The sequence below is a fragment of the Aquiflexum sp. genome (genome assembly GCF_977115555.1).
The window spans coordinates 1-3152 of sequence record NZ_CDSBKL010000446.1; the positions used below are offsets into that span (position 1 = coordinate 1).

The 3152-nt window shown below is 40.3% G+C and carries 2 protein-coding genes; both read right to left on the reverse strand.

Features of this window, described 5'->3' with window-relative positions:
- Positions 1-252: peptide chain release factor-like protein (locus ACZFYI_RS18040; protein ID WP_462525516.1), on the reverse strand; the 252-nt coding region annotated here is incomplete at its 3' end.
- A gap of 12 nt (positions 253-264) precedes the next feature.
- Complete coding sequence (locus ACZFYI_RS18045; protein ID WP_462525517.1) at positions 265-3066, reverse strand: formylglycine-generating enzyme family protein; 2802 nt, start codon at positions 3064-3066, stop codon at positions 265-267.
- Positions 3067-3152 lie beyond the last annotated feature (86 nt).

Sequence of the window (3152 nt, forward strand, 5' to 3'; positions counted from 1 at the left end):
CTGAATCTGTGATCTTTTCTCTTGGCTTTGGATAATCAGGTTTCCTTCCGTATCGATTTTGGATGAAAGTTTTTCTGAAAGTGTCGCTTTTTCAGTTTCATCTAAGATCTGTGAATTTGGAATATTGAACCTCAGCTCAACTTTGGAGTTGACTTTGTTTACATTTTGCCCACCGGGACCACTGCTTCGGCTAAACTGAAACTGGAGTTCAGCATCAAAAACCTGATTGGCGATTTTTTCAGAGATATTCATTTATAATAGCTTTCAATAATCAACAACACATCTAAATCCCACAGTTTCATTTCTTTCAAAACCCTGCGAAACCCTCAAAAGCATCTGCCTGTAATGAGTTTCCCTTGGACCACCCTGTACATACCACCAACTTGAGGATGGTTTGAAATAGGAACCACCCTTCAAAATCATCATCTGATTGGTTCCATTGTCATAAATATCCGACGTCATCTGCCAGACTGAACCCACCAAATCTTCCAAACCCCAAGGATTTTTACCTTTCGGATGGCTTCCTACCGCATCAAGCACTCCGTTTCCAATATTGCAAAACTCTTCCCCCAATCCATCCAAATGCTCTACAGTCAGGGTATTAGTCACATATTCATATCTCTTTTTTACTTTAAGGTTTGAGTCCCATGGCCAATCCCTGCCATCTCCTGCGGAAGCGGCATATTGCCATTCCGCCTCAGTTGGCAGTCTTTTTCCAGCCCATTTGGCATAAGCACTTGCATCTTCGTAGCTAACATTTACCACAGGATGCTTTTCCATTCCACCGGGAATCTTACCATTGTCCCAATGGGCAAGAAAACGGTTTTTATCCTTAGGTTGATAAGCAGTCTTCTCCAAAAATTCTTTAAACTCCTCATTGGTAACGGGGTACCTGTCAATATAAAAACCATCAAAATCCACTTTCCGTGGATAGGCTGAAACAGGATATGGGATAAACTGATCACCTTGTGATACTGTCATTTCAAAACTTCCCGAGGGAATTTTCACCATACCTTTAGGTGTTTTGGACAAAATTGGAGTCTTTACAGGGACACTGATCAATCTTGGAATTCCGTATTCCATGTTGATGATTTGCTCATCCATTAATTCATCAGATTCAAACAACTGAACCACTATCTTGCCTTCATACCTACCAAAATATTCATGTATATCTACAGTTTGGAAACCTGAACTTAAAATCAAAGGCGTTTTGCTATAGTCTGGATTACCTGTCCAAACCAGGATTTCACTTCCTTTTGAGACTTTGATTTCCAACATGTTTTGAACCAAACTTACTTCCAATAAATTGGGGAAATACGCAATACTGCCCACAGCACCTTCATTATTTGTTCCGAGCCATTTCTGATGAAAACTTTCCAAATCTGCAGAAATGTAACTTTTCCCCTCTGATTCATGGACATAAACCTCCTCATGATTCCAAATATCCACATAATGCCATCCTGAATCAGTTTTCTCAACTTCGAACAGAGAGCCAAGAAATCCCTCATGCTTTAGACTGAAAATTGTGTAGACAGTTTTTCTTTCCAAGGGCCATTTATTGACAAATACCTGGTCGACAAGAGTTGGAATCAAAGGAGTATATCCAAAAGAAATGAAATTGGAATGGTTTTCCCTTAGGATCCTCAATGTCTTTCCAAAAAACAGGTAGTCTTCTTCTATCCATTCGGGCCTTCCTGGCCTAAAAATATTCAGCTCGGTACCATATCCATTAAAAAATGAAGTGGCATATTCCCTTCTGATCCTATCAAAGGCCAATTCGGCAACCCTGAAAATCGCAAAATCCGGTTTGATCAGTTTGTTGAGATTCAATAACGGAGGATAATAAAGCGCATTGTGAACCCGACCTGAAACTATACCCGGCATGTCTTTGGGTACAGCCATCCCTTCGCTGTACATGACTACGCCAGGTTTTGCCAAGTCAGCAGCCTGCTGTATTTCATGGCTCGAACTCCCTTTGGTATCCAAGACCACACCATCAGCTTTGGTTGCTTTAATCAGAGCTGTCATGCCTTCCAAATGCCCTTCTAACCGGGTACTTTCATCCCACGGGTTATAAGAGATAAAGAATTTGGTACCCAATCGATTTAGGCTGTCGGATATCGATGCAAACTGTTCCAATCCACCCGGTAGGTCTCTGAACAAATCCCACTGATTTCTTTGGTCCAAACCCAATGTCGGCCATGTGGGCCAAATTCCGATCACATCGTCCCCCCCAAACCAATCCTTATTTCTTTGCTGAAAATCAAAAATGCTAAAACTCTCATCCTCCCTATTGTAAAAATCATGATCCCAAGCCATCATCAAATGCATGGCATAGGATTTCCGAATCCATTTCAGGTCTTCCCTTTGGTACATGCCGTAATCAAAATCCTCCAGATCATAAAGAAATCTCTTTTGAAAAACCTGTTTCAAACCATTCTGCCATTCTCCTGAAAAAGAATCCACATACATCCGGTAACTGACATTGGAGTTGGGAGGCAAAATGGTTTCAAACCTTTTTCTCAGTGCCCCATCCCAATATTTGCGCCTCATAAGCCCGGCAAATCCCATATTACCATATTCAAAACTCGCATATCCGAGTTCCCATGCATTGTCAGGAAGTATTACATTGACTGGATCAAACCCAGGTCTAAAAAGATGGGATCTTGATAAATGATGAACTCCTTTACCCGTGATATAGACCTGATCTTCCAATCCTCCAAAAGGAATGAAATTTTCAACTTTCAGGGTATCAGTTGAAATATTAGAAAAAGTTAAAACAGCAGTCCAGTTGTCAATTCCACTTTCAACACTGTCAATATTTAAAGAAACTAGCCCATGCAAAGCCCAGGACTTGTCTTGGGACGAAAAATCATTTGAATGAATTTTTTGTCCATTGAGTACAAAAGAAAAAACAGGAACCGGGTTTGAAACTTCAATTCCCCGAATGCTTTTCAAGGTCAGATTTTCATTCCATTCTAGAATAAATCCTTGGGGAAACCCCACCAAGGGGAATATCTGAATCAAGAAAGAAAGAATTATGAGTGGGCTATTTCTTTTTTTCATTTGAGATTAAATCTGATAAACCAACAACTTCTCTTCAGGGAAGTTTGAACAGTCCTTTAAGGTAAATAAAAATACATTGCTAGAAT

Excerpts from the sequence above, each read along its gene's own strand:
- ACZFYI_RS18045 (WP_462525517.1), bottom strand. The coding sequence starts at position 3,066 with ATGAAAAAAAGAAATAGCCCACTCATAATTCTTTCTTTCTTGATTCAG.